The organism is Nitratireductor basaltis (assembly GCF_000733725.1).
Lineage (GTDB): Bacteria > Pseudomonadota > Alphaproteobacteria > Rhizobiales > Rhizobiaceae > Chelativorans > Chelativorans basaltis.
In genome coordinates, this window is sequence record NZ_JMQM01000001.1 from 1,469,018 (window position 1) to 1,494,071 (window position 25,054).

The following is a 25,054-nucleotide window of genomic DNA, read 5'->3' on the forward strand; positions in this document are numbered from 1 at the left end:
CAGCACAAAAGCCGGCCCTTTCGGACCGGCTTTCGTGAATTTTGGTTTGACGAGGCCTCAATGGGCGATTGTCGTGCCACCTGATTCTTCGGCAACATCCACCTTGGAAGCCTCGGCGACCGGCTCCACCCAGTCTTTCAGCGGCTCCAGCTTGCGCGTGAGCGCATGCTCAAGAACCTCGCCGACGCGGCTTACCGGTATGATCTCCAGACCGCTTTTCACATTCTCGGGGATGTCCGCCAGATCCTTGGCGTTCTCCTGGGGAATGAGCACGGTCTTCAGACCACCGCGAAGCGCTGCAAGCAGCTTCTCCTTCAGACCGCCAATCGGCAGGACACGGCCGCGCAGGGTGATCTCACCCGTCATGGCAATGTCCTTGCGCACCGGAATGCCCGTCATGATGGACACGATCGAGGTGGCCATGGCCACACCGGCGGACGGACCGTCCTTCGGCGTTGCACCTTCAGGCACGTGGACGTGGATGTCCTTGCGCTCGAAGACCGGCGGCTCGATGCCGAAATCTACGGCACGGGAGCGGACATAGGATGCCGCAGCCGAGATCGATTCCTTCATCACGTCGCGTAGATTGCCGGTGACGGTCATCTTGCCCTTGCCAGGCATCATGACGCCCTCGATGGTGAGCAGTTCACCACCGACTTCAGTCCAGGCAAGACCGGTGACGACACCAACCTGATCCTCGCCTTCAGCCTCGCCGAAGCGATAGCGCTGGACGCCCAGATAGTCGGCAATGTTTTCTGCCGTCACATCCACGCTGTCCTTTTCGGTGCGCAGAATCTCGGTCACGGCCTTGCGCGCCAGCTTCATCAGCTCACGCTCGAGGTTACGCACACCGGCCTCACGCGTATAGGTGCGGATGACCGTCTGCAGAGCCTCGTCGCTGACGGAGAATTCGCCGTCGCGCAGGCCATGCTCACGGATCGCCTTGGGCAGAAGATGGCGCTTGGCGATCTCCACCTTCTCGTCCTCGGTATAACCGGCAATACGGATGATCTCCATACGGTCCATCAGGGCCGGCGGGATGTTCAGCGTATTGGCGGTCGTCACGAACATCACGTTCGAGAGGTCATATTCGACCTCCAGATAGTGGTCCATGAAGGTCGAGTTCTGCTCGGGATCCAGAACCTCAAGCAGTGCCGAAGACGGATCGCCGCGGAAATCCATGCCCATCTTGTCGATCTCGTCGAGCAGGAAGAGCGGGTTGGACTTCTTCGCCTTCTTCATCGACTGGATAACCTTGCCGGGCATCGAGCCAATATAGGTGCGGCGGTGACCGCGGATCTCTGCCTCGTCACGTACGCCACCAAGCGCCATGCGAACATATTCGCGGCCGGTGGCCTTGGCGATGGACTTGGCGAGCGAGGTCTTGCCGACGCCGGGAGGGCCGACGAGGCACAGGATCGGGCCTTTCAGCTTCTTCTGACGCGCCTGAACGGCGAGATACTCGACGATGCGTTCCTTGACCTTTTCCAGACCGAAATGATCGTCATCAAGCACGTCTTCGGCCTTGTGAAGGTCGTGATTGACCTTGCTCGCCTTCTTCCACGGGATGGAAAGCAGCCAGTCGAGATAGTTGCGCACCACGGTTGCTTCCGCCGACATGGGCGACATGGTGGCGAGCTTCTTGAACTCGGCCTCGGCCTTTTCGCGCGCTTCCTTGGAAAGCTTGGTTTTCTTGATGCGGTCTTCGAGTTCGGCGGTCTCGTTGCGACCGTCCTCGCCCTCGCCAAGCTCCTTCTGAATGGCCTTCATCTGCTCATTCAGATAATATTCGCGCTGGGTCTTCTCCATCTGGCGCTTAACGCGCGAGCGGATGCGCTTTTCGACCTGAAGCACGGAGATCTCGGCTTCCATGAATCCCATGGCCTTTTCCAGACGCTCACGAATGGAGCGGGTGGCCAGCATCTCCTGCTTTTCCGGGATCTTGATCGCCAGATGCGAGGCAACGGTGTCGGCCAGCTTCGAGTAGTCCTCGATCTGGCTCGTCGCGCTGATCACTTCGGGCGAAATCTTCTTGTTGAGCTTCACATAGTTTTCGAAGTCGGCAACCACCGAACGCGCGAGCGCCTCGATCTCTACCTCATCGTCTTCGGGATCAGGCAGAAGCTCGGCATAGGCTTCATGAAAGTCGCTACGCTCGGTAAATTTGGTGATGCGCGCGCGTGAAGCACCCTCAACGAGCACCTTCACGGTGCCATCGGGAAGCTTGAGCAGCTGCAGCACATTGGCCAGCGTGCCAATGTCATAGATGCCGCTGGCATCCGGATCGTCATCAGCGGCGTTCATCTGGGTTGCAAGCAGGACCTGCTTTTCAGCCCCCATCACCTCTTCCAGCGCCTTGATCGACTTGTCGCGCCCCACGAAGAGCGGCACGATCATGTGCGGAAACACCACGATGTCGCGCAAGGGCAATACGGGGAAGAGAGTGTCACTGCCGATATTCGGAGTTTCTGTCATTGTTCTGCCTTTTCAAACCACGACCTCCCATGAGGCAAGCCGCGGACATTTTCAGACGAAGGAGCGCCCCGCTCCGACAAGGCTCGCATTCGCGACACCGGTCCTTTGACCCGGGGCACCCGCTCACTCCCCTAGTTGGAGAGTGCGGGCGCGCATATCAAGGTCTTGACGCCGGCCATTACATGCAGCCCATGCCCATCCGGCCTTCAAGGTAGACCCGCAAGGCCGTGGATTAAAGAACTGAAACGCGGTTACCGGGAAACAACGGTGCAAAAACGTGAAAAGGGCGGGAAGAAAGCGGTTTCACCCGCTGTCAGACCCGCCCTTGCAATGTCACGAAGCCTGATCAGGCGCTGACGCTGTCCTTTTCCTTCTCGCGCTCTGCGTAAATGTAGAGCGGACGGGCATTGCCAGCCACGACCTCATCGGAGATCACAACTTCCTGAACGCCCTCGAGAGCGGGAAGCTCGAACATGGTGTCCAGCAGGATCGCTTCCATTATGGAACGCAGACCACGAGCACCCGTCTTGCGCTCGATTGCCTTGCGGGCGATCTCACGCAGCGCGTTTTCGTGGAAGGTCAGTTCCACATTCTCCATCTCGAAGAGGCGTTGATACTGCTTCACCAGCGCGTTCTTCGGTTCGGAGAGGATCTGCACCAGGGCATCCTCGTCGAGATCCTCAAGCGTTGCCAGCACCGGCAGACGACCAACAAATTCGGGAATAAGACCGAACTTCAGGAGATCTTCCGGCTCGACCTGCTTCAGAAGCTCGCCGGTGCGGCGGTCTTCGGGCGAATCCACCGTTGCGGCAAAACCGATGGAGGTCTTGCGGCCGCGATCGGAAATGATGCGGTCGAGACCGGCAAAGGCACCGCCCGAGATGAAGAGGATGGAGGACGTATCCACCTGCAGGAATTCCTGCTGGGGATGCTTGCGTCCGCCCTGCGGGGGAACGGAAGCAACCGTGCCTTCCATGATCTTCAGAAGCGCCTGCTGCACGCCCTCGCCCGACACGTCACGCGTGATGGAGGGATTGTCCGACTTGCGGGAGATCTTGTCGATCTCGTCGATATAGACGATGCCGCGCTGGGCGCGTTCGACATTGTAGTCTGCCGCCTGCAGCAGCTTCAGAATGATGTTCTCGACATCCTCGCCCACATAACCGGCCTCGGTCAGCGTTGTCGCATCGGCCATGGTGAAGGGCACATCGATGATGCGCGCCAGCGTCTGGGCCAGGAGCGTCTTGCCGCAACCGGTCGGACCGATCAGCAGGATGTTCGACTTGGCAAGTTCCACATCGGGATTCTTGCCCGCATGGGCCAGGCGCTTGTAGTGGTTGTGAACAGCCACGGAAAGCACGCGCTTGGCATGAGGCTGACCGATGACATAGTCATCGAGAACCTCGAGAATTTCCTGAGGCGTTGGCACGCCCTCACGGGACTTCACCATGGAGGATTTGTTTTCCTCGCGGATGATATCCATGCACAGTTCGACGCATTCATCGCAGATGAACACGGTCGGGCCAGCAATGAGCTTGCGTACTTCGTGCTGGCTCTTGCCGCAGAACGAGCAGTACAGCGTGTTCTTGGAATCACCGCCGCTGTTATTGATCTTGCTCATTTCTCACGTCCTTTCAGTACCACCGGCAACCCCCAGAGATGGACAGTCCTGCCGGAAGAGGGAAGAGCAGAAGCCTTAAAAGGCAAGGCTGCACTTCGCCCAAATCCCGTTTTCCGAACGAAACACAAATCGGAAAGCGCGGCAACAGATCAATCTCCACATCAGATTGGAGATCGAAAATCAACATAGGCTTAACGTAGGTCGCCCCGTCCCCTCAGGGAACAGCAAAATGTGACGGAAATCGCACAGTATCCGCGATTTCCCGTCCTTGCCTGCGCTTTCTACACAGTTGCCCGAAGTCGGCTCAGCTTTCAGCCGGCGTTTCCAGCGCTTCGCGAGAGGAAATGACCTGGTCGATGAGGCCAAATTCCTTTGATTCGTCCGCAGTCATGAAATGGTCGCGGTCGAGCGTCTTTTCAATGGTCTCGTAGTCCTGACCGGTGTGCTTGACATAGACCTCGTTGAGGCGACGCTTCAGCTTGATGATGTCCTGGGCGTGGCGCTCGATGTCGGAGGCCTGACCGGAGAAGCCACCGGAAGGCTGATGCACCATGATGCGGGCATTGGGCGTTGCAAAGCGCATGTCCTTGTGACCGGCGCAGAGCAGAAGCGAGCCCATGGAAGCCGCCTGGCCGATGCAAAGCGTCGAAACGGCAGGCTTGATGAATTGCATCGTGTCGTAGATCGCCATGCCGCTCGTCACCACGCCACCGGGCGAATTGATGTAGAGCGCGATCTCCTTCTTCGGATTCTCGGCCTCGAGGAAGAGAAGCTGGGCGCAGACAAGCGTCGCCATGCTGTCTTCGATCGGCCCGGTGATGAAGATGATGCGCTCCTTCAGGAGGCGGGAGAAAATGTCGTAGGCACGCTCGCCGCGGTTGGTCTGCTCGACCACCATCGGCACAAGGTTCATCGCGGTCTCGACTGGATTGGACATGGAAAGCCTTTCGGTTTTTCGGGCTAAAGAGCTGCCGAGCCTAAAGGCGGCAGATTCGGCTATCATTCACACAATAAATAGGATGCAGCCTTGCGCTTGTGCAAGGCCCGTACGCTTGAGGCGGGAACGGTTGAGCCACTGTCGCCAATGCGCGTTAGAAAATGGTTGACGCAAGACGCCCCTCGCCTGCCGCAAAGAGCGTCTTGCAAAATGCTCAGGCGTCAGGTCCGACGCGCACGACAAGCTTGCCGAAATTCTCACCCTTGAGCATGCCGTTGAGAGCCTGCGGGGCCTTCTCCAGACCTTCGACCATGTCCTCGCGATACTTGATCTTGCCGTCCTTCAGCCAGGCCTGCATGACCTTCTGGAATTCGGGGAATTTGTGGCCAAAAGTGTCGAAGATGATGAAGCCCTGCACGCGCAGCTTCTGGGTCAGGATCGTGCCGAGGATCAGCGGAGAGCGGTCCGGGCCTTCGGGCAGCGAGGTCGCATTATACTGCGCGACCAGACCGCAGACCGGAATGCGGCCATGCGGGTTCATGAGCGGGAGAACCGCGTCGAAGACGGCACCGCCCACATTCTCGAAATAGACATCGATGCCGTCAGGGCATGCTTCCTTGAGTGCTTCCTTCAGATCACCCTCACGGCGATCGATACAGGCATCGAAACCCAGCTCCTCGGTCGCATAGCGACATTTCTCCTCGCCACCTGCGATACCCACAACGCGGCAGCCTTTAAGCTTTGCGATCTGGCCGACCGTCGCGCCGACCGGACCGGTTGCGGCTGCCACCACCACCGTCTCGCCTTCCCTCGGCTCGCCGATGAACTCGAGCCCCGCCCAGGCCGTGAATCCGGGCATGCCGAGTATGCCAAGCGCCCAAGAGGGGTTGGGCGTGTCCGAGCCCAGATTGATGACGCCCTCGCCATTGGTGATGCTGTAATCCTGCCAGCCGCCTTGGGACAGCACCCAGTCGCCCTCGTTGAAGCGCTTGTTCTTCGAGGTCACGACGCGCGAGACGGTGCCACCAACCATGGTGTCGCCGATCTCGACGGGATTGGCATAGGATTTCGCGGCACTCATGCGGCCGCGCATATAGGGATCGAGCGAAAGGTAAACGGTGCGCAGCAGCACCTCGCCATCACCGGGCTGAGGGATCGACGCGTCTTCCAGCCGCAGCGTGTTATCGTTCGGCTCGCCCTTGGGGCGCTCGTTAAGGACGATACGGCGGTTCTTGTCGGTGGTCTGCATAAAATCTCTTCCGCTGAAAATGAAGTTGAGACATCCCAACTATGCACTCCGCGCGGGATTTGAAGGGCCGGTGCGAAGAACCCGGTTCAAAAAAATTCAAGCCGGCCCCCGTTGCAGGACCGGCTTGAGCAGATTGGCGGAGCTGGAACGCTTATCCGGCCTTGGCCAGCGCCTGTTCCAGATCGGCAATGATGTCGTCGGCGTTCTCGATGCCAATGGAAAGACGGATCACGTCATTTCCCGCACCTGCAGCTTCGCGCTGTTCCTCGGTGAGCTGGCGGTGGGTGGTGGATGCCGGGTGGATAACGAGCGACTTGGTGTCGCCGATATTGGCCAGGTGGGAGAAGAGCTCGACACCTTCGACGAATTTCACGCCGGCCTCGAAGCCGCCCTTAAGACCGAAGGTGAAGACCGCACCTGCGCCCTTGGGCGAGTATTTCTTCATGAGGTCGTGGTTCGGATCATCCTCCAGGCCGGGGTAGGACACCCAGGCAACGCTTGGCTGATCCTTCAGCCACTTGGCGACCTTCAGCGCGTTGTCGCAATGACGCTGCATGCGCAGCGGCAGCGTCTCGATGCCGGTCAAGAGCATGAAGGCATTGAAGGGCGAGATCGCCGGGCCGAAGTCACGCAGGCCAAGAACGCGGGCTGCAATGGCGAAGGCGAAATTCCCGAAAGTCTCATGCAATTTCACGCCACCATATTCCGGACGCGGTTCGGAAAGCATGGGATAGTTGCCGGATTTCGACCAGTCGAAAGTGCCGCCATCGACCAGAATACCGCCCATGGAATTGCCGTGGCCGCCCATGAATTTGGTAAGCGAATGTACCACGATATCGGCGCCGTGCTCGATCGGGCGCACGAGATAGGGCGAAGCCATGGTGTTGTCGACGATCAGCGGCAGGCCGTGCTTCTTCGCCACGGCGGAAATCGCATCGATATCCACAAAAGTGCCGCCGGGATTGGCCAAGCTTTCGACGAAGATCGCGCGGGTACGCTCGTCGATCTGGCTTTCGAAGCTCGACATGTCCTGCGGGTCGGCCCAGCGCACCTGCCAGTCGAAATTCTTGAAGGCATGGCCGAACTGGTTGATCGAACCACCGTAAAGGCGCTTGGCGGCGATGAAATTATCACCCGACTGCATCAGATTGTGGAAGACAAGAAGCTGTGCGCCGTGGCCGGAGGCGGTTGCCAGGGCCGCCGTGCCGCCCTCAAGGGCTGCGACACGCTCTTCCAGAACCGCCTGGGTCGGATTCATGATGCGGGTGTAGATATTGCCGAAAGCCTTCAGCCCGAAGAGCGAAGCCGCGTGTTCCACATCGTCGAATACATAGGAGCTTGTCTGGTAGATAGGCGTCGCGCGAGCGCCGGTGGTGGGATCAGGTGCCGCACCTGCATGAACGGCGAGAGTTTCAAAACCGGGCGTGCGGTCACTCATGATACATCCTCCTTGGGAACAATTCGCGGCCATCAATACAGAGGCCGCGGGCACAGGCAAAGAAGATTTGTCCAATTTCCGGTGGCCCGGCGAAACAACCTTGCTCGCCGGAACTGCGACAAGCGGCTAGCGCTGGCGGAGGCCGAAGCTCTGGAAGCCCTTGCGCAGCAACGGCTTCTTCGACGAAATGACGCGGCTGTTGATGCCATTCCAGCCGATCTCGCCCGAAAGCCGCGCATATTCGATCTTCGGGCAACGATCCATCACCACCTGAATGCCGGCCTCTTCCAGCCGTGCAGCCGAAGCATCGTCACGCACGGACAATTGCATCCAGACGACTTTCGGCAGCGGATCGAGTGCGAGCACTTCCTCGGCGATACCGGGAACGGCACTCGAGGCGCGGAAGATGTCGATCATGTCGATCGGCTCGGGAATGTCGGCAAGGCTGGCAAAGGTCGGCGCACCCGCGATTTCGCCGCCTGCATGTCCCGGATTGACGGGAAAAACCGTGTAGCCCTTGTCGATCATGTATTTGGTGACAAAGAAACTCGGCCGCACATCCTTGGGCGAAGCACCGACAACCGCGATCGACCTCACGCTTCGCAGGATCGAACCGATATAGCTGTCGGAATAGTTATCGTGGTTCATAAGGCTTCTACTCGCCTTTCCATTCGGGCTTGCGCTTCTCGAGGAAAGCGCCGATGCCCTCTTCCGCGTCGCGGGCCAGCATGTTTTCGACCATCACGCGGGCGGTGTATTCATAAGCCTCGCCCAAGCCCATCTCCGCCTGCTCGTAGAATGCTTCCTTCCCGATCTTGAGTGTCAATGGTGATTTGGAAGCAATGGTCTGCGCGAATTTCATCGCAGTTTGATTCACCTCGTCGGGCGCGACGACACGGTTGACGAGACCGAAGGCCCGGGCGGTCTCAGCGTCGATCATCTCGCCGGTGAGCAGCATTTCCATGGCCTGTTTTCGCGAGACATTGCGGGAGAGCGCGACCATGGGCGTGGAGCAGAACAGGCCGATATTGACGCCTGGCGTGGCAAAGCGCGCGCCGGTTCCCGCCACCGCCAGATCGCAGGAGGCGACCAACTGGCAACCGGCTGCCGTCGCGACACCGCCAACTGCGGCAATGACTGGCTTGGGATGGCGCACGATGGTCTGCATGAGCTTCGAACAAAGGCCCATGGTGCGCGCGAAGAATTCGCGACCGCGATCCTCATCCGCGCGATGCGCAGTCATCTCCTTCAGGTCGTGACCGGCACAAAAGACCTTGCCTTCATGCGTTATGATGATGGCACGCACCGCGTCGTTGCCGCGCGCCCTTTCCAAGGCACCGAGCAGAGCTTCCATCATGGCGATCGAGAGCGCATTGGCGGGTGGATTTTTGAGGGTGAGGATGAGTGTGGCATCCTCCTGCCGCGCCTCGACAAGGCTGATGGCTTTACCTGATAGGGTTTCGGCAAGCTGGGCCATTGGCTTCTCCTCCTCCAAAGCTCGCGCGAAGGCTAGCACGGCCCGCACACCGGTTTACAGGGCGAGCAATGCTCTTTTCTTGGCACAGCCGCAGTGCCAGAATTGAGCGAGCGCGAGTGGAGGAGACAGCGGATGGATCAGAAGGTCAGGCAAGGCGGTTCATTGACGCCGGTGATGAATGCCGAGGAGGTCAATGCCTATCTCAGCGAGGTCTATCCGCAGCTCAACGAACAATCCGAATATCGCGCCGTGGATGTGTGGCCTGGCGGCTGTCTGGTGCGGCTGGAGGCTTCGGAAAAGCATCTGCGCCCGGGCGGCACGGTCTCCGGCCCTTCCCTTTTCACCCTTGCCGATATTGGCGGTTATGTCTGCGCGCTCTCGCATATCGGGCGCAAGGCGCTGACGGTGACCACCAATCTCAACATCAATTTCATGCGGAAAGCGCCAGCAGGTGACATTGATGGCCGATGCTCGATCCTGAAGCTGGGGCGCAGCCTGATGGTGTTCGATGTGGCCATTTCCGTTTCGGGACGCGATGACCTGGTGGCCCACGCAACCGGCACTTACGCGATTCCGCCTCAAAAATAGTGTGGTATTATTTTACCTCTTTTCTAGTTGGTTGTTTTTGTTGATTGTTTTTGATGCCGGGTCGTTTTTCGTGAATTGACTTGCTCGCTCCCGCTCTCTATAAGCCGCGCAGACTTCGGGTCCTGCATCTGGGGTTCATTCGAGGGCCCTTGGGTCATCGGTTGAAGCAACAAGAAACGCTCGAGCCACAAGGTTCGGGTCCAAGAGATTGGAAAACATCATGAAAACCTTCTCGCAGAAGCCTGCGGAGGTGGAGAAGAAGTGGGTGCTGATCGACGCGGAAGGTCTCGTCGTCGGTCGTCTCGCCTCCATCGTCGCCAACCGCCTGCGCGGCAAGCACAAGCCTACCTTCACGCCTCACGTCGACGACGGTGACAATGTCATTATCATCAATGCCGACAAGGTCGTGCTGACGGGCCGCAAATACGACAACAAGAAGTATTACTGGCACACCGGTCATCCCGGCGGCATCAAGGAGCGCACGGCGCGCGACATTCTCGAAGGCCGCTTCCCGGAGCGCGTTGTCGAGAAGGCCATCGAGCGCATGATCCCGCGCGGCCCGCTTGGCCGTCGTCAGATGAAGAATCTGCGCGTTTACGCAGGTGCCGATCATCCGCACACCGCACAGCAGCCCGAGAAGCTCGACGTGGCTTCGCTGAGCAAGAAGAATGTAAGGGTCAAGGTCTATGGCTGAAATCAACTCGCTCCAGGATCTGGGGGCAGCAACGCAGGCAGCCCAGACCGAAACTGAATCCGCACCGGTGCATGTCCAGAAGCTCGACGCTCAGGGCCGCGCCTATGCCACCGGCAAGCGCAAGAACGCAATTGCTCGCGTTTGGGTGAAGCCGGGCTCCGGCAAGATCACCGTGAACGGCAAGGAATTTGCTGCCTATTTCGCACGTCCGGTTCTGCAGATGATCCTGCAGCAGCCGATCGTTGCAGCCAACCGCAACGGCCAGTACGACATCGTCGCCACCGTTGTCGGCGGCGGTCTTTCCGGTCAGGCCGGTGCCGTTCGTCACGGCATCTCCAAGGCCCTCACCTATTACGAGCCGGAGCTTCGCCCGGTCCTGAAGAAGGGTGGCTTCCTGACCCGCGACAGCCGTGTGGTCGAGCGTAAGAAGTACGGCCGCGCCAAGGCACGTCGTTCCTTCCAGTTCTCCAAGCGCTAAGCGTTGCGGAAAACTCTGCAGTTTCGAGAAAGCGGGCCTTCGGGTCCGCTTTTTTTGTTTGCGGTCTGGCCCGGATCATTCAGCGGGAGAGGAAGACCTTGCACCAGCCGCGCCGCTGATCCGGCTTCCCCAGCGCATGACCAGCTTGCGACCGGGATTTTCCACCACATGGAAGAGCACGGCGGACGCAATGATGGTTGCGGGTATGGCAAGGGCTGCCATGAACCACTCGACGCCCGGATAGGGCGGAAGGTAGCCGATGACGAGCTTGACCAGGAAATGAATGATGTAGACGTGGATGAGATAGACCGAATATGACCAGTCGCCGAGACGGCGAAGCCATTCCACATTCCTGCTGAATGCTCCCAATGCGCCGGCCACGATCATTGCAGCCGGCAGCCCCCACAACAGAGAGCGCCAGTCGGGAGCGACTGGTGCAGATTGCAACACGATCCATGCGATACCGGCCAGAAGCAGAGGCAGGGCGATAACCACAGACAGTGGCCTGCGCTTGAATGCCAGGTGATAGACGAGGATGCCGAGTGCAAATTCCAGGATGATCGGGTCGAGATAAAAGCGGGCAAGCAGGGCACCGCTGTCCACCGCCAGTCCGAGCCCGACCAACAATGTCAGCATCCCGATCACGCTGAAGAGCGTTCGGTCCTCGAAAAAGCGCAGTGAAATCAACACCAGGAGATAGAAAAACATCTCGTAGTTGAGCGTCCAACCCAGAATGAGGATCGGCGCGTTGCGCCCTCCCCCACTGTCAAAGGGCAGAAAGAAAAGGGAAGTGACCAGGTGCAGCGGGTCGGCGGTCGTGCTGTTGAGGAGATGAGGGGCAACCAGCGCAACCGCGAACAGCAGCAGGGTCAGCAGATAATAGAGCGGAGCAATGCGAGCGATGCGACGGAGCATGAAGCGATCTGCGGGATCGGGACGCTCGGCTGCAACCATCGCCATGATGAAGCCACTCAAGACGAAAAAGATGTCGACGCCCACCGCACCCTTGGAAAATGAGATTGCAGCTCTCGTCTCGTCCTGTAGTGCCAGCGCGAGATGATAGAAGACAACGAGAAATGCTGCGCCGGCACGCAGATACTGCACCGCGTGGATCGTGGGTGTCTCGCCCACGCCTGGATTAACCGGTGGATTACTGTTGGGCTTCAAAGGACTCTACTTCCACTGCATTCTGTGCCTAATCTGGCGCGTTTGGGGGCCGGCTGTGTTGCACACCGGCCGCGACACAAGCAAAACAGTCTACGCGCCAAATCCCTAACGATTGGCTTTAATGCATCTGCATGGCATTCGGCCTGCTGGAACAATGTAACGGAGCGCGGATCATGCCCTCGCAGTCCATCGACAACGCCTTCACAGCTCGCAATCTGACTGGTGCAGCGAGCGACCCGACCTATGCGGGCGCGCTTTCCTTCATGCGTCGCAAATTTTCCAAGACGCTTAAAGACGCTGAAGCCGTAGTGTGGGGGCTGCCGTTTGATTCCGCCGTCTCCAACCGCCCCGGCTCGCGCTTCGGTCCGCAGGCCATTCGCCGCGCATCGGCCATCTTCGACAATGACCCGCAATATCCGTTTCATCGGGATCTTTTCGAGGATCTTGCGGTGATCGACTATGGCGACTGCCTCTTCGATTACGGTTATCCGCAGCGCGCGCATGGACAAATCCGGCGCGAGGCGGACAAGATTTTGCGTTCCGGTGCCTTCCTCCTTTCGCTGGGAGGAGATCATTCCGTCACCTGGCCGCTTTTGCAGGCGCACAAGGAAAAGCACGGCAAGCTGGCGCTGATCCAGTTCGACGCTCATCAGGACACCTGGCCCGATGACGGCAAGCGCGTGGATCATGGCTCATTCGTGTTGCGTGCGGTTCGCGAGGATGTGATCGACGCCGACCGCTCCATCCAGATCGGCATCCGTACCCATGCGCCGGAAGATTGCGGCATCCGCATCATCCACGGCTATGACGTGGAAGAGATGCGTGCGCAGGAAATCGCCGACCAGATCATCGCCCATTTGGGCGACGTGCCAGCCTATGTCACCTTCGATATCGACTGCCTTGATCCCGCCTATGCTCCGGGCACGGGAACGCCGGTCGCTGGCGGGCCCTCTTCGGCAAAGATCCTGTCGGTCCTGCGCAAGCTTGGGGCGGTGAACATGGTTGGCGCTGATATCGTGGAAGTGGCACCGGCCTATGACCATTCGGATATCACGGCGATTGCGGGCGCATCCGTTGCTCAGCACTATCTCGGCCTTCTTGCGGAAAAGAAGGCTCGATAACGTCTTCGCGAACCGATTCAGCACCTTGATGGATTGATTCCGCTTTGCGCTTCATCCATCTGATTTCAGACTCTTTTCTTTGGCTTGAGACATGACTGCAAAAATCTTCATCGACGGCGAACACGGCACCACCGGACTTCAGATCCGCTCGCGGCTCGAAGGACGCAAGGATATCGAGATCATTTCGGTGCCGGTGGAGCGCCGCAAGGACAAGGATGCGCGCGCGGAATATCTGGACAAGGCGGACATCGCGATCCTGTGCCTGCCCGATGATGCCGCGCGTGAGAGCGTTTCGCTCATCCCTAATGACACGACCCGCGTGATCGATGCCTCGACCGCCCATCGCGTTGCCGATGGCTGGACCTATGGCTTTGCGGAGATGGACGAGGAACAGGCCAAGGCCATTGCTGCAGCACGCTTCGTCGCCAATCCCGGTTGCTGGCCGCAGGGACCGATCGCGATGCTTCGCCCGCTCCTGAAGGCCGGGCTCCTGCCCAATGATTTCCCCGTCACGATCAATGGCGTCACCGGCTACTCCGGCGGCGGGCGTCAGATGATGGAGGACTATGAGGCAAAGGGAGATGCCGCACCGCGCTACCTGCCCTATGGCCTGACGCTCAATCACAAGCATCTGCCCGAGATCAGGACCTATACGGGCCTGGATCACGACGTGATCATGCAGCCGGTGATCGGCAATTTCGCGCAAGGCATGCTGACGGCGATCCCGCTACAGCTCGGCCAGCTCGACAATGCGCCAACGGGCAAGGACATCCATGCAGCGCTCGAGGCGCATTATACCCGGCTGGAAAACAGTGTCGTTGAGGTCGCACCTCTCGAAGAGCTGGAGCGCTCACCTGCCCTTGACCCGCAGTCGCTCAACGACACGAACCATATGCGCATCCATGTCTTTGCCAATGACGCGCGCAAACAGGCGGTTCTGATCGCCGTCTACGACAACCTCGGAAAGGGTGCCTCGGGTGCTGCCGTTCAGAACATGGACCTGATGCTTGGCCGTATAGGCTGAGCCGTCAGGACCGTGTCACGACCGCGTGCTCGGGCGGATATGCGCCCTTGCATGCACGCCAATGGGCAGCGGCGAAGCCGAGCACGACCAGCGCCATGCCCTGATGCACCAGTGCCCAGCCGAGCGGCACGACCATCACCAGCGTGACGATGCCGACAAGGGCCTGCGCGACCACCAGCAGCGCCAGAACCATCGCGCGGCGGGCATGGGTGGAGCCCGCTTCGGCAGACCAGGCCTGATAGACATGGATCAGTGCCAGAGCCAGCACTGTATAGGCGCCGATGCGGTGGATGAACTGCACCGTCTTCGGGTTCTCGAACAGATTGATCCAGAAAGGTGACTGGACGAACAGACCGCCCGGCACCATCGCACCATCCATCAGCGGCCAGGTGTTGTAGGTGAAACCCGCATCCAGCCCTGCCACGAGCCCGCCGAGATAGATCTGGACGAGTACGGCCACGATCATCCAGCCTGCGAATTTGCGCGTGCCATCGCCGGACGTGCCACCTGAATGCGGTGCAAGCCCGCGCGCGATCACCATCGCCACGAGGAATATCAGGCAGGCGATGGTGAGGTGCGTTGCGAGCCGATACTGGCTGACATCGACACGGTCCACCAGTCCGGAAGCCACCATCCACCAGCCAACTGCGCCCTGTAGCCCGCCGAGTGCCAGAAGCCCCACGAGCTTCGGCTTGAGGTGATTTTCCAATCGCCCCGTCAGCCAGAAGAATGCCAGCGGCAGCGCGAAGACGAAGCCCACGCCGCGCGCCAGGAAGCGATGCGCCCATTCCCACCAGAAGATGGTCTTGAACTCGTCCAGGCTCATGCCCTTGTTGATCTGCTGGTATTCGGGAATCTGGCGGTATTTTTCGAACTCTTCCTGCCATTCCGCACCGCTCAGCGGCGGAATTACGCCGTGAATCGGCTTCCATTCGGTGATCGACAGGCCGGAGTCGGTCAAGCGGGTTGCGCCGCCGACGACAACCAGCGCGAAGATCATGACGAGGACCACATAGAGCCACGACCTGACAAGAAACCGGTTCCTTTCGGCCTTCATCACTTCTTCGGCTGGTCCTGAAGTCATTTCCATGCTTGCCATGACGTGCGCTCGTCCCCTGCTTGCCTGCCGGTTTATTGAACCAGTGGCCTTACGTACGCAAGGTTACAGGTAGCGTGACATGCAGTCGCGGTTGCGAATGGTTCAAATTCATATCATAGGAACCTCACCGCAAGAGTAGAAAGGGTCCGGCACCTTGCCCGTAAGGCTGAAGAAATTCATTGGCATGATCGCGCTGATCGCGCTCGTTGTACTCTACGCACTGATCTCGACGGCATTCGCGGTCGCCGTTCTCGCCGACAAGAGCGCCTGGACGCATCTGGCTTTCTACCTGGTCAGTGGCCTCATGTGGATCTTGCCGGCCATGTGGATCATCAAGTGGATGGAGACTTCCAAACGTCGCGAGAGCGAATAGGAAGGCTTGTTCATTTTTCGCTGCTATGATCGCCCGCACAATCGTGGTCGGGGGCATTGGTGATGGCGGGAGCCGGTTCTGGCAAGAACAGGTCGAAGCAAGGTACAGCGAAGGAACGTCGCCTTGGCGTGACGCTTCATCCCGCCGATCAGGAGGGGCTGAACCTTTACCGCGCGGCTGCATCGGAGCTGACCTATGCGCCGCCACAATCTCCGGAATGGACCGAAAGCTTTCTTGCAGGCGAGGACCGCGAAGGTGTGATCGCCATCTTTCGCGATGGCGGCGAACCTGTCTCTGCGGTTGCACTCGAGATCATTCGCGGTCATGGGGTTGCAACTGCGCGCTTTCCTGGCGGCAGCCATGCCAATGGCAATTTTGTGCCGTGTCACCGCGAACTTGGCGGCAATGGCGTGCTTCTGACCATGCTCGAGGCGGCGCTGAGCGAGCATTCCGTGCGCATCGACATGCTTTCGCTCGAACGCCAGCGGGAGACATTGTGCGGTGTGCGCAATCCGTTTCTGACACCTGATGCCACTGCCAGTGCCGATGTCGCGCTTGCGATCGATCTTACCGGCGGGATCGACCAGGTTCTGTCCGGCAGCACAGGCAAGCGCAAGCGCAAGAAGCATCGCTCACAGCGGCGCAAGCTTGAGGCAGCAGGCGGATATCGCCGTCTCACAGCCAAAAACGAACAGCAAGTAGAGCGTCTGCTTGCCGCGTTCTTCCAGATGAAGGCCGAGCGGTTTCGCAACCTTGGCATCCGCAACGTGTTTGAGGAGGCGCGGGTTCAGGAAGCATTCGTGCACCTCTTCAAGCAGGGACTTGGCAGCACACCCCCGGCTTTTCAGCTCGATGCACTGGAAGTCGATGGCAGGCTGCGCGCAGTGACTGGCTCGAGCCGGATCGACTCCAGCATCATCTGCGAGTTTTCCAGCTTCCTTGAAGATGAGCTGGTGCATGCCAGCCCGGGCGACTTTCTATTTCACGAGAACATCCTGACCGCCTGCGAGGAAGGGCTGGCCCTCTACGATTTCAGCGTCGGTGACGAGTTCTACAAGCGGCAGTGGTGCGATGTGGAACGACGCTATCGCGATCTCTTTATCGGCCTGACGGGCAAGGGCAAGGCGCTCGCGCGCAGCAAGCAGGTGTCAGCCGGGCTGAAACGCCGCTTGAAATCCAGCCCCGCAGCCATGCGCACATTCAAGAAACTTCGCAGCCTTGCAGGCAACTGACCGTGCTTCAAGCCACCGTGCGTCCAGGTGGCACCGTTTCCGGCTCATGGCCGACAGGTGAAACGAGAACCGGGCTGCCAAAGCCTTCTTCCTTCAAGGCCTCTGCCGTCTCTTCGATTGCTTCGTCTTCCGGATCGATCAGGCTGACGAATATCTGCGTGTTATCATCGGCAAGACGTTCGATGCCAGCGGCGTCGGTCACACCGCATTCGACCAGCACGATCTCATAGGCCGTCGTCAGCGAATTCATGATCAGGGGCAGGCGGTCGATGCCTGAAAGTGCGCGCGCAGGGTCAGCCGTCCCGATCGGGATGACGTGGCAGTCGGAGTATAGATCGGCGTGGATGATGTCGGCGAACTGCGCTTCCGCTGCCAGAATATTCGTGATGCCGGCATAGGAACTTGTTTCGAGCATGGGCCGCGAGGCAGCACCTGTTGATGTCAGGTCGAGCAACAGAACGCGCAGGCCGGTATCGGCGATCTCGCGTGCGACCAGAACCGCGGCGGCGGCAGCCTCGTCACCTTCCGGCGAAATGAAGAGCGCGCGCGTGACGCCGTTTGCGACAAGGCGGTCGGCAGCCTTCTCGATATCAAGCGCGGTCAGCCCGGCCGGTGTGGTCGGAACCTGTGCGGCCGGCTCCATGTCGAGTGGGCGCGGCGCAGGTGGCAGTTCTGGCGAGGCTGCAGCCGGTTTTGCCGTACCTGTCTTGGCAGACGCCGCTGACGGTGCTTCCGTCTCGCCATGCGCATAGGCTGGACGCATGGCGCGTCCGCTGAAGAGTTCGCGCAACAGAAGAACAATCGCACCAACGAGCAGTGCCGCAACAAAGGCTGCGATGGTCAGCGGCAAAACCTTCGGGAAATAAGCTTCCTGCGGAACAATCGCGCGGGAGAAGATGCGCGCGTCGACAGGCAGAAGATCGCGGTCGCGACGTGCGGAGGCTTCGCGGTAGCGGGTCAGATAGGATTCGAGCAGTTCGCGCTGGGCTGCAGCCTCGCGCTCCAAAGCGCGGAGTTCCACCTGCTCCTCATCCGCGCGCGCGCTCTCGGCCTTCAGGCGGTTCACTTCCGCCGTCAGATCTTCCTCGCGCTGGCGCGCTGTTTCAGCCCGCGTTTCAAGGCCGGTGATGATCTTGCGGATTTCGGAACCGATCTGGGCGTCGAGGTCGGAAAGCTGCGACTGCAGCGCACGAATGCGAGGGTGGTTGCCCAGGAGCGTGGTCGAAAGATCGGCAATCTGCGCCTGCAGATCGACCTGCCTTTCACGAAGGCGCTCGACCAGCCCGGACTCCAGCACATCTGGCAGCGTGTCGAGCGAACCACCACCATTTAGCGCGCGGCGCGCGGCCTGAGCATCGGCTTCGGCAGCGGCACGAGCAGCGCGCGCACGCGACAATTCGCTGGAGATTTCGGAAAGCTGCTGGGTGGCGAGCACAGTGTTGTTCTGTCCGATCAGGAGATCGGATTCGGCGCGATAGCGGGCGACACGTTCTTCGACCTCGCGGACGCGCTCGCGCAGATCGGCAATCTCCGGCTCAAGCCATTCGGTTGCATCCGCATTGGACTGCTGGCGCGCATCGCGCTGGTTTTCGAGATAGGCGTCGGCAATGGCATTGGGAATTGCCGCAGCCAGACGCGGATCTTCGGAAGAAAAGCTGATGACGATAACGCGGGCATTCTCGACACGGTAGATTTCGAGCTTCTCACGGAAGCTGGCAAGCACCGCCTCTTCCGGCGTGACTGCAATCGGATCGGCCTTCATTCCGATAATGGTGAGGAACTGCTCGACGAAGGACGGTTCGGATGTGTCGAACTCGTCGAGGCTTGCAAGGTCGAAGTCCCGGGCTACCTTTGTGAGGATGGGCGCGGAGGCCATGATCTCGGCCTGGCTCGCAATCGCTTCGGCATCAAGCGCTGCAGGGACAGCGGCTTCCTCGCCTTGAGGACGCGTAAAGACTGTCTCACGCTGTTCGATGAGGACACGGGTCTCGGCGCGGAATTTCGGCGTTGCAGCGGCTGCAAGCAGGAAGACAAGTGCAGCAGAGATGAGGGCAAAGAGCAACATGCCCAGCCAATGGCGACGCAGGCTGCCAAACAGCCGTCCCAGATCGACATCAACGTCGTTCGCTGCAGCACGATCGCTGTTCATTTTCTCACCTACTCCGCACAATGTGACGAAGATGGTAAAACAGCGTGGTAACCATGGGGTTAACCCCCCTTCCCGCCTCGTTCCGTGTCCTTTCGGCTTTCATGCTTAACGCGCCATTAACCCTGATAGGCCAATAACTCTTCAGTCATTCCTGGGCAGGCTGCCCGAAAAGAGATCTTGCGTTTCGTTATGAGATATCTGACCGCGCCTTTTTCGCTCCTGCTCGTGCTTGCATTGCTTGCCGGCTGCACTGGATACCGTCCGGCACCTCCGGCTTTCCATGAAGCGCTCTACCAGCCCTATCTGCTTGATGCCGGCGACAGGCTGCGCATCACGGTTTTCGATCAGGACAATCTGACCAATACATATAGCGTCGATCAGGCTGGCTACATCTCGTTCCCGCTGGTGGGTTCCGTCCCCGCCCGTGGCAAGACGGCCAAGCAGGTCGAAGCACTCGTGGCGCAGCAGTTGCGTGGCGGATATCTGCGCGATCCCGATGTCACCGTCGAAATAGACCGCTATCGTCCGATTTTCGTCATGGGCGAGGTCGGCGGCCCCGGTCAGTATGACTATGTGCCCGGCATGACCGTGCAGAAGGCCATCGCTGCAGCCGGTGGATTCACCGCGCGTGCCAACCAGACAAATGTGGACGTGACGCGCGAGATCAACGGACAGGTCATGACCGGACGCGTGCTGACCTCCGATCCTCTTCTTCCCGGCGATACGGTCTATGTGCGCGAACGCTTCTTCTGATCGCTTCACCCATTCGGGAGCCATCTGACCTTGCGGATCGTGCATTGCTTCCGCTCACCCGTCGGCGGCATATTTCGGCATGTGCGCGATCTGGCACAGGCGCAAAGTGCTGCTGGTCACGATGTCGGCATCATCTGCGACTCTTCAACCGGCGGTGCTTACGAAGATTCACTTATCGAGGAAGCGCGGCCCTTCTTCTCGCTTGGTGTTGAGCGTACGCCGATGCAACGCCATGTGGGTCCGGGAGATCTGATGTCCGCTGGCCGCACGCTGCGGCTGATTGCGAAGATGCAGCCGGACATCCTTCATGGCCATGGCGCAAAAGGCGGCGTCTATGCCCGCCTGTTCGGCACGCTAAGAGGTTTGCAGGGCAAGCGACCGGCGCGCATCTACACGGCCCATGGCGGCAGTCTTCACTATGACGAGAAGACACCGACCGGACGCGTCTTCTTTGCACTCGAAGCGCTGATGAGCGGTTTCAGCGACCACATTCTCTTCGTCTCGGACTTCGAGCGGCGCACTTACCTCACCAAGGTCGGTGAGCCCAAATGCCCATCCACGCTCGTCTATAACGGCCTCCAACGGCAGGAGTTCGAGCAGGTTGAAACCGCGCCGGATGCCGCCGACTTTCTCTATATCGGCATGATGCGGGACCTGAAGGGGCCGGATCTGTTTCTCGATGCTCTTGCCATGGCTTCGAACCGGCTGAACAAGCCCCTGCGCGCCGTGATGGTCGGCGATGGCGAAGACCTTCCCAAATACCGGGCGCAGGCGATCCAGCTTGGCCTCGACACCCTCGTTCAATTCAAGCCCGCCATGCCGGCCCGTGAAGCCTTCGCACTTGCTCGCTTCATCGTCGTTCCCTCACGGGCAGAAGCCATGCCCTATATCGTCCTCGAGGCGCTCGCGGCTGGCCGTCCCATGATCGCGACCAATGTCGGCGGCATACCGGAAGTCTTTCCGGCGGGCAGCCCTGCCCTTTGCCTTCCGGAGGCTCCCTCCATTGCCGAAGGCATGTTGCAGGGACTGCGAGACGAGCGTGCCTTCCAGGAGGCCATGCCGGGGCCTGGTGAACTCAAACGCCGCTTTGGCGCCGATGTGATGGCGCAGCAGATTGAAGACGCATATCGCGCGGCGATGAAAAGCGATTAGGCTTTCTTCCATTCCATCAAGCAAATGTTAGGTGCTGGCGTGCTAGTTGCCCCGCCAAGGGGTAACGCCATGAATGCCACGGAACCGACCGGAAAACTGACCAAGGACGCCGTTCTGCAGGGTGAAACTCCCGGCGAACGCAAGCCGCGCCCGGAATTGGGGCGCATAGCCCGGCAGGTCGCACAGCAATATCGCAGGGATACGACGTCACCGGTCATGGTGAGCGGTGTCATGCGGTTGGCGGAATTCGGGCTGCTGGCGATTTCCGGCATCATTCTCTACACGTGGCATGTCGGATTGCAGACCCATCTGTTCTGGCAGTATCCGCTGATCATTTTCGGCTGCTCGCTGGTAACGGTGATTCTGCTTGAATTCATGGACGCCTATCAGATGCCGGCGCTGCGCAGCCCGATCGGGCAGGTGGGGCGCGTATTCCTTGCCTGGACTTCGGCCTTCGCGCTCATCACGATTAGCCTGTTCTTCCTGAAGATCTCCGCCGATTTCTCGCGCTTCTGGATGGGAAGCTGGTATGTCACCGGTTTCGTCCTGATTTTCCTCACGCGTTCCCTCACAGCGCAACTGGTCAAGCGCTGGGCGCGCAACGGGCGCATCGAGCGGCGCGCGGTCATCGTGGGCGGCGGCAAGACGGCGGAAGAACTGATCCGCTCCATTGAGCAACAACCCTATAACGACATCCGCATCTGCGGGCTTTTCGACGACCGCGACGACCGTCGTTCTCCCCCTGTCGTTGCCGGCTATCCCAAGCTTGGCAATGTGGAGGAGCTGATAGAATTCGCCCGCATCGCCCGCATCGACATGATGATCGTCTCCCTGCCGATGAGCGCGGAGACGCGTGTTCTCTCGATGCTGCGCAAATTGTGGGTTCTGCCGATCGATATTCGCCTTTCGGCCCATTCGAACCATCTGCGTTTCCGCCCGCGCGCCTATTCCTATATCGGCTCCGTGCCGATGCTCGACATCTTCGACCGCCCCATCAATGACTGGGATTCGGTGGCCAAGCGCGCCTTCGACATCATTTTCAGCCTGATCGGCATAGTGGTCTTCTCGCCGGTGATGCTCGCAACCGCCCTTGCCATCAAGCTCGACAGCAAGGGGCCCGTGCTCTTCAAGCAGAAGCGCCACGGCTTCAACAACGAGGTGATCGAGGTCTTCAAGTTCCGCTCCATGTATGTGGACCAGTGCGATCCAACCGCGAAACAGGCGGTGACGAAGAACGATCCGCGCGTGACGCGTGTCGGTCGCATCATCCGCAAAACGTCGGTCGACGAATTGCCGCAGTTCTTCAATTCGCTCTTTGGCAGTCTCTCGCTTGTTGGTCCTCGCCCGCATGCGGTGGCTGCACAGGCGCATAACCGTCTGTTCGACGAGGTCGTTGACGGCTATTTCGCGCGCCATCGCGTGAAGCCCGGTGTAACCGGCTGGGCGCAGATCAATGGCTGGCGCGGCGAGATGGACACGGATGAGAAGATCCGCAAGCGCACGGAATATGATCTCTACTACATCGAGAACTGGTCGCTCTGGTTTGATTTGAAGATCCTGTTTCTCACGCCCATCCGTCTGCTCAACACGGACAACGCCTATTGAGCGCGATCACCCATAGCGCGCAGCTTGCGCCCGGTGTCTCCCGCGAGGCGGCCAATCGCCGTCTCGTGGAGCTCTTGCGCATAGGCGCGGTGGGTTTCGGTGTTTTTCTCTCCGGCTTCGTGATCCGGGAGCCTGCCCCATACGAGCTCTACATGGCCGGGCTGATCGGCGTCTGGGCGCTTTTTGGCCTGCGCCTGTCTCGCTACATCGTTCCGCTGATCGTGCTGCTCATCGCCTTCAATATTGGCGGGCTCATCTCCATGAGCCAGCTTGCCGATCTGGGGGATATCCCGCTTTATCTCGCGGTCTCTCTCTTTCTTGCCTTCACCGCCATCTTCTATGCCGCGGTGGTGGAGAGGCAGGCGACACTTCTGCCGGTGATATTCGGCGGATGGCTGCTGGCGGCGCTCCTGACCGCGATGGCAGGCATTCTAGGCTATTTCAACGCCTTTCCGGGCGCCGAGATCTTCACGCGCTATGGTCGCGCGTCGGGCGTGTTCGAGGACCCGAACGTCTTCGGCCCCTTCCTGACGCTGCCCGCAATCTGGCTGCTCTATCGGATCCTGACCGGCGGCGTGCGTGCGATGCTTCTGGCCGCGCTGCCCTTCATCATCATCACGCTTGGCGTCTTCCTGTCCTTCTCGCGCGGTGCCTGGGGCCTCTATATCTTCTCTGCCGCCTTGTTGACGCTGACCCTCTTCATTGCCAACCGGCGCGGCACGGCGCGACTTCGCATTTTGATCATGAGCGGCGGCGCGATCCTGCTTGCCGGTCTCTCGCTGATCGTGGCTCTGCAGATACCGCAGGTCGCCGAACTGTTTTCGGAACGCGCGCAGCTGGTGCAGTCCTATGACGGTGCGCGGCTTGGTCGTTTCGCCCGCTTCGGCATCGGCTTCATGATGGCGGTGGAACATCCCATGGGCATCGGCCCGTTGGAATTCGGTCAGATGCTGGGCGAGGACACGCACAATATCTGGCTGAAGGCGCTGATGGATTATTCCTGGCTCGGCTTTGCGGCCTATCTGACGCTCGTCATCTGGACGCTTGCCGCAGGTTTCCGCATCCTGTTTCGCCAACGCTACTGGCAGCCCTATCTCATCTGCGCCTATGTGGTGCTGATCGGCCATGTGGCGCTCGGCACGGTGATCGATACCGATCACTGGCGCCATTTCTACCTGCTGCTCGGGCTCGTCTGGGGCATGATCGCGCTGGAAGCGCGGTATGGACGCGCTGCCGCCTCCCCACTTCCATCGGTTAGAACTATCTGCACCGTGGCGGCAGGTCGCGGGCGTTCTGGAGGCTCATGACCGACCATTCCGGCCATTTCTCCCGCTGGAGCCTTTCGGCGGTCCGGCGCGCCTTCTTGCGGGCACCCTGCTCGCCCAGATAGAGCGTGTCGCCGCCGATGGTGGAGTTGCGCTGCTCCACACGGTTCAGCCGAGTGTAGAAATTGTCGAAGGATGCGCGCTTGATGCGATAGTGATCCACCGTCACGCCCGAAGTGATCAATGTGCAGCGCGAAGCGCCGCGGCCTCGGATCCGGTAGATGAGGTACTGGTCTACGCGTCGGCGGGTGGCATTGTCCGTCTGCGCACGGGCGGGATAGAGTTCGCCAGGCCGGATGCTGTCAGCAGACCCCCAGGTGACGAGATAGAGGCTTTTGCTATCGCCGGTGTCAGCCGTGTTGCCATTGCGGTTGCGGAAACCTGGAAACTGTCGCTCATCGCCTTTCCGCGCTTCACGCTCGGCGCGAGCCCTGTCTTCTGGACTGAGGCGGCCGAATCTTCGTTCTTCCGGCCTGTTCAACAGTTCCAGCTTGCCGCCAGACCATCGCGCTTCCTGGCGTTTTCCATCGCGGGTGAAGGTTCCCTCGCCCTCTCCTAGCGAGCCGTTGAAGGTGCCGGAGAAAGTGTCGCCGCTGGGGCTCTCATAGGTGCCCTTGCCACGGACTTCTCCATCGACGAACTCGCCGACATAGACGCCGCCTGCAGCCGTCGTCAGGCGTCCCTTGCCGTGGCGTTTGCCGTCCTTCCATCTGCCGGTATAGGAGCCCCCCTCCTTCCAGTGATAAGTGCCCTCGCCGTGGCGCCTGCCATCCAGCGTCTCGCCGCTGTAGCGGTCGCCGCTCTTGTAGGTGTAGTTCTCCACCTTGGCGTAGCCTTGGGTAACCTGCTTCCTGCCCGCTAGCAGCTCTTCCTTCGACGGCAGCTTCAACTGTCCGCGCAAGACCTTGGACACATTGTCGAATGTCGGCTTGCGGCCCGAGAGGATCAGTCGCTCCTCGATATCCAGCATCTTCTGCGTCGTGTCGCCCGACTGGGCTGCGGCAGGCAGCGTGGCCAGTGGGAAAGCCAAAGCGAGAGCAAGGCATGGCAGAAGGCCAGCCGGATTCAGTTTTGCAGCGGACATGAAGAAGATCGAC

Annotated in this window: 22 protein-coding genes; 11 read left to right on the top strand and 11 right to left on the bottom strand. The window is 59.9% G+C overall.

Going from position 1 to position 25,054, the window contains the following annotated elements; all coding sequences use genetic code 11:
- Nucleotides 1–57: 57 nt before the first annotated feature.
- The 7 genes from lon to EL18_RS07155 all read right to left on the bottom strand — a co-directional run bounded on the left by lon (nucleotide 58) and on the right by EL18_RS07155 (nucleotide 9,197).
- Nucleotides 58–2,475 carry an endopeptidase La gene (gene lon / locus EL18_RS07125; RefSeq protein ID WP_036481195.1) on the bottom strand — a complete coding sequence of 806 codons (2,418 nt, stop codon included), beginning with the start codon at nucleotides 2,473–2,475 and terminating at the stop codon, nucleotides 58–60.
- Between the two features lie 346 nt (nucleotides 2,476–2,821).
- Complete coding sequence (gene clpX, locus EL18_RS07130) at nucleotides 2,822–4,096, bottom strand: ATP-dependent Clp protease ATP-binding subunit ClpX (RefSeq protein ID WP_036481200.1); 1,275 nt, start codon at nucleotides 4,094–4,096, stop codon at nucleotides 2,822–2,824.
- A gap of 304 nt (nucleotides 4,097–4,400) precedes the next feature.
- The gene (gene clpP, locus EL18_RS07135; protein ID WP_036481206.1) at nucleotides 4,401–5,033 is read right to left on the bottom strand and encodes an ATP-dependent Clp endopeptidase proteolytic subunit ClpP; all 633 of its coding nucleotides are present in this window, start codon (nucleotides 5,031–5,033) and stop codon (nucleotides 4,401–4,403) included.
- Between the two features lie 214 nt (nucleotides 5,034–5,247).
- On the bottom strand, nucleotides 5,248–6,282 hold the full coding sequence (locus EL18_RS07140) for an NADP-dependent oxidoreductase (RefSeq protein ID WP_036481214.1): 1,035 nt from the start codon (nucleotides 6,280–6,282) through the stop codon (nucleotides 5,248–5,250).
- A 151-nt stretch (nucleotides 6,283–6,433) separates the two neighbouring features.
- On the bottom strand, nucleotides 6,434–7,720 hold the full coding sequence (locus tag EL18_RS07145; protein ID WP_036481217.1) for an O-acetylhomoserine aminocarboxypropyltransferase: 1,287 nt from the start codon (nucleotides 7,718–7,720) through the stop codon (nucleotides 6,434–6,436).
- A 126-nt stretch (nucleotides 7,721–7,846) separates the two neighbouring features.
- Nucleotides 7,847–8,368: a CoA-binding protein gene (locus tag EL18_RS07150; RefSeq protein WP_036481220.1), complete on the bottom strand. Its 522-nt coding sequence runs from the start codon at nucleotides 8,366–8,368 to the stop codon at nucleotides 7,847–7,849.
- Between the two features lie 7 nt (nucleotides 8,369–8,375).
- Nucleotides 8,376–9,197 (bottom strand): enoyl-CoA hydratase, encoded by an 822-nt coding sequence (locus EL18_RS07155; protein ID WP_036481223.1) that lies wholly within the window; start codon nucleotides 9,195–9,197, stop codon nucleotides 8,376–8,378.
- Between the two features lie 132 nt (nucleotides 9,198–9,329).
- Between EL18_RS07155 and EL18_RS07160 the strand changes: the two genes are divergently transcribed.
- The 3 genes from EL18_RS07160 to rpsI all read left to right on the top strand — a co-directional run bounded on the left by EL18_RS07160 (nucleotide 9,330) and on the right by rpsI (nucleotide 10,957).
- Entirely contained in the window at nucleotides 9,330–9,785 is a 456-nt protein-coding gene (locus EL18_RS07160; protein WP_036481226.1) for a PaaI family thioesterase, read from the top strand.
- Nucleotides 9,786–10,005: 220 nt separating this feature from the next.
- Nucleotides 10,006–10,479 carry a 50S ribosomal protein L13 gene (rplM, locus tag EL18_RS07165; protein ID WP_036481229.1) on the top strand — a complete coding sequence of 158 codons (474 nt, stop codon included), beginning with the start codon at nucleotides 10,006–10,008 and terminating at the stop codon, nucleotides 10,477–10,479.
- Nucleotides 10,472–10,957, top strand: a complete 486-nt coding sequence (gene rpsI / locus EL18_RS07170) for a 30S ribosomal protein S9 (protein WP_036481232.1) — start codon at nucleotides 10,472–10,474, stop codon at nucleotides 10,955–10,957. The genes rplM and rpsI overlap by 8 nt, the downstream gene beginning before the upstream one ends.
- Nucleotides 10,958–11,032: 75 nt before the next feature.
- Here the strand turns inward: rpsI and EL18_RS07175 are convergent, their stop codons facing one another.
- Nucleotides 11,033–12,124 (bottom strand): acyltransferase family protein, encoded by a 1,092-nt coding sequence (locus tag EL18_RS07175; RefSeq protein WP_081871112.1) that lies wholly within the window; start codon nucleotides 12,122–12,124, stop codon nucleotides 11,033–11,035.
- Nucleotides 12,125–12,297: 173 nt separating this feature from the next.
- On the opposite strand from EL18_RS07175, the gene speB reads away from it, so the two are divergent.
- Both speB and argC read left to right on the top strand, forming a co-directional pair.
- Nucleotides 12,298–13,245, top strand: coding sequence for an agmatinase (gene speB, locus EL18_RS07180; protein ID WP_036481236.1), 948 nt, complete (start codon nucleotides 12,298–12,300; stop codon nucleotides 13,243–13,245).
- A gap of 91 nt (nucleotides 13,246–13,336) precedes the next feature.
- Nucleotides 13,337–14,269: an N-acetyl-gamma-glutamyl-phosphate reductase gene (argC, locus tag EL18_RS07185; protein WP_036481239.1), complete on the top strand. Its 933-nt coding sequence runs from the start codon at nucleotides 13,337–13,339 to the stop codon at nucleotides 14,267–14,269.
- A 4-nt stretch (nucleotides 14,270–14,273) separates the two neighbouring features.
- Here the strand turns inward: argC and EL18_RS07190 are convergent, their stop codons facing one another.
- Nucleotides 14,274–15,368 carry a COX15/CtaA family protein gene (locus EL18_RS07190; protein ID WP_051913852.1) on the bottom strand — a complete coding sequence of 365 codons (1,095 nt, stop codon included), beginning with the start codon at nucleotides 15,366–15,368 and terminating at the stop codon, nucleotides 14,274–14,276.
- Between the two features lie 154 nt (nucleotides 15,369–15,522).
- Here EL18_RS07190 and EL18_RS07195 point away from each other — a divergent pair, with 154 nt between their 5' ends.
- Together EL18_RS07195 and EL18_RS07200 are read left to right on the top strand one after the other, a co-directional pair.
- Nucleotides 15,523–15,741, top strand: coding sequence for a DUF2842 domain-containing protein (locus tag EL18_RS07195; protein ID WP_081871113.1), 219 nt, complete (start codon nucleotides 15,523–15,525; stop codon nucleotides 15,739–15,741).
- A gap of 62 nt (nucleotides 15,742–15,803) precedes the next feature.
- Nucleotides 15,804–16,973, top strand: a complete 1,170-nt coding sequence (locus tag EL18_RS07200) for a GNAT family N-acetyltransferase (protein ID WP_036481258.1) — start codon at nucleotides 15,804–15,806, stop codon at nucleotides 16,971–16,973.
- A 7-nt stretch (nucleotides 16,974–16,980) separates the two neighbouring features.
- Here EL18_RS07200 and EL18_RS07205 read toward each other — a convergent pair whose 3' ends face one another.
- Nucleotides 16,981–19,122 (bottom strand): GumC family protein, encoded by a 2,142-nt coding sequence (locus EL18_RS07205; protein ID WP_036481261.1) that lies wholly within the window; start codon nucleotides 19,120–19,122, stop codon nucleotides 16,981–16,983.
- Nucleotides 19,123–19,311: 189 nt separating this feature from the next.
- On the opposite strand from EL18_RS07205, the gene EL18_RS07210 reads away from it, so the two are divergent.
- The 4 genes from EL18_RS07210 (at nucleotide 19,312) to EL18_RS07225 (ending at nucleotide 23,939) form a co-directional block, all read left to right on the top strand.
- Nucleotides 19,312–19,875, top strand: a complete 564-nt coding sequence (locus tag EL18_RS07210) for a polysaccharide biosynthesis/export family protein (RefSeq protein ID WP_036481262.1) — start codon at nucleotides 19,312–19,314, stop codon at nucleotides 19,873–19,875.
- 30 nt (nucleotides 19,876–19,905) lie between these two features.
- Nucleotides 19,906–21,027: a glycosyltransferase family 4 protein gene (locus tag EL18_RS07215; protein ID WP_425277135.1), complete on the top strand. Its 1,122-nt coding sequence runs from the start codon at nucleotides 19,906–19,908 to the stop codon at nucleotides 21,025–21,027.
- Between the two features lie 69 nt (nucleotides 21,028–21,096).
- The gene (locus EL18_RS07220; RefSeq protein WP_036481264.1) at nucleotides 21,097–22,632 is read left to right on the top strand and encodes an undecaprenyl-phosphate glucose phosphotransferase; all 1,536 of its coding nucleotides are present in this window, start codon (nucleotides 21,097–21,099) and stop codon (nucleotides 22,630–22,632) included.
- Nucleotides 22,629–23,939, top strand: a complete 1,311-nt coding sequence (locus EL18_RS07225; RefSeq protein WP_051913854.1) for an O-antigen ligase family protein — start codon at nucleotides 22,629–22,631, stop codon at nucleotides 23,937–23,939. The genes EL18_RS07220 and EL18_RS07225 overlap by 4 nt, the downstream gene beginning before the upstream one ends.
- Here the strand turns inward: EL18_RS07225 and EL18_RS17500 are convergent.
- Nucleotides 23,893–25,041, bottom strand: a complete 1,149-nt coding sequence (locus EL18_RS17500) for an MORN repeat-containing protein (RefSeq protein WP_081871114.1) — start codon at nucleotides 25,039–25,041, stop codon at nucleotides 23,893–23,895. The two genes, EL18_RS07225 and EL18_RS17500, sit on opposite strands and share 47 nt — an antisense overlap.
- Between the last annotated feature and the right edge of the window lie 13 nt (nucleotides 25,042–25,054).